3 protein-coding genes are annotated in these 1,851 nt (G+C 38.9%); all 3 read left to right on the top strand.

The annotated features are described in order from the left end of the window. On the top strand, window positions 1-481 hold a 481-nt coding region (locus AC1DOS_RS19850; RefSeq protein ID WP_477538870.1), incomplete at its 5' end, for an alpha amylase C-terminal domain-containing protein. Beyond that, entirely contained in the window at window positions 471-1,628 is a 1,158-nt protein-coding gene (locus AC1DOS_RS19845) for a glucose-1-phosphate adenylyltransferase (protein ID WP_108585790.1), read from the top strand. The genes AC1DOS_RS19850 and AC1DOS_RS19845, both read left to right, overlap by 11 nt. 25 nt (window positions 1,629-1,653) lie before the next feature. After that, a partial coding sequence (locus tag AC1DOS_RS19840) for a sugar phosphate nucleotidyltransferase (protein WP_477538869.1) occupies window positions 1,654-1,851 on the top strand: 198 nt, incomplete at its 3' end.

Here is a 1,851-nt window from a genome sequence, read left to right as displayed (position 1 = left end):
ATATCGAGATGAATTAGATTGGATGCTCTTGGATTTTGACTCACATGCCAATTTCTTTCATTACTTCAAACAATTAAACAAGTTTTATCAAGAAACTAATTCGCTCTGGCGTCTCGATCATGAGCAAGCTGGCTTTGAATGGATTGATGCGGACAATGCCAATCAAAGCGTGATTACGTTTATGAGAAAAGGCAAACGCAAAGGGGAGTATTGCATTGTTGTTTGTAATTTCTCTGCAGATGTTTACCATGACTATCGAATTGGTGTTCCATCATATGGAACCTATTTTGAAGCATTCACTAGTGATGCTGCATCATTTGGAGGATCAAATCAAATAAACAGTAGTCCAATTCAATCATTTAAGTTGCCTCACCATAACCAACCTTGCAGCATGGAAATTACGGTACCACCGCTAGGTATAACAATTCTCAAGAAAAAGACAAAAGCAAGACARAAGGGAGTCGATTCACATGAAATCTAAAAAATGGGTAGCCATGTTATTAGCAGGTGGTCAGGGGTCAAGACTCGGAGAATTGACTAGTGACTTAGCTAAACCCGCAGTACCATTTGGAGGGAAATATCGGATTATCGATTTTACCTTAAGCAACTGTACGCATTCGGGAATTGATACGGTTGGGGTACTTACTCAATACCGTCCTCATATTTTGAACTCATATATTGGTAACGGTCGTCCGTGGGATCTTGACCGTAATAACGGAGGAGTTTCAATGCTACCACCTTATCAAGGGAAAGATGGTGGTGAATGGTATAAAGGAACAGCCAATGCCGTGTACCAAAATTTTCATTTTATCGATCATAATAACCCAGAATATGTACTTGTGATTTCAGGAGATCACATTTACAAAATGGACTATAATAAAATGCTAGAAGATCATATCGAAAAAGGTGCACATGCGACCATTGCTGTCATAGAAGTACCATGGGATGAGGCAAATCGGTTCGGTATCATGAGTACTAACGATACAGATCAGATTATTGAGTTTGACGAAAAACCAAAACATCCAAAAAGTAATCTGGCCTCGATGGGTGTGTACCTCTTTAACTGGAAACATCTTAAAAAATATTTAACAGAAGACGAACAGGATAGCACTTCAACCAATGATTTTGGTAAGGACATTATTCCAAAGATGCTGGATGATGGTGCGAATTTACAAGCGTATCGATTTACAGACTATTGGAAAGATGTTGGTACGATTGACAGCCTGTGGGAAGCCCATATGGATTTATTGGAAGAACCGTCCGTTTTCGAACTAGGAAACCCTAACTGGCAAATCTATGCTGGGAACGCTAATCATCCCCCGCAATTTATCTCTAAAGAGGCTAATGTGACACAATCCTTAGTCAATGAAGGGTGTTTGGTATTTGGGAAGGTCGAGCATTCTGTACTTTCCTATAATGTACAAGTTGGAAGTGGCACAATAGTAAAAGATTCTGTCATTATGCCAAACGTGAAAATTGGAAAAAATGTCATTATCGAAAAAGCAATTATCGGTAGCGGTACAATTATCGAAGATGGTGCTGTCATTAGTGACCCTAATCAAAGGCTTACATTAATTGGTGAAAAACAACTTATTTCTGCGGAAAGTGCTTTGCTGCAATCTTTATAATTGATGATAATAGGAGGTAGCTTTAATGAGGAATGTTTTAGGAGTAATAAATCTCGTAAATGAAAGACCCATATTAAAAGAATTGACTCATCATCGTTGCCTGGCCTCCGTACCTTTTGGCGGACGCTATCGTATGATTGATTTCACCATGTCAAACTTTATGAATGCCTCCGTCAGCAAGGTGGCGATTTTCACTAAAGATAAATATCGTTCTCTCATGGAT

The organism is Paenisporosarcina sp. P5_A11 (assembly GCF_056400705.1).
The sequence above is the reverse complement of the archived record's forward strand: the minus strand, read 5'-3'. Positions and strand labels throughout refer to the sequence as shown.

Excerpts from the sequence above, each read along its gene's own strand:
- AC1DOS_RS19845 (WP_108585790.1), top strand. The coding sequence starts at position 471 with ATGAAATCTAAAAAATGGGTAGCCATGTTATTAGCAGGTGGTCAGGGG.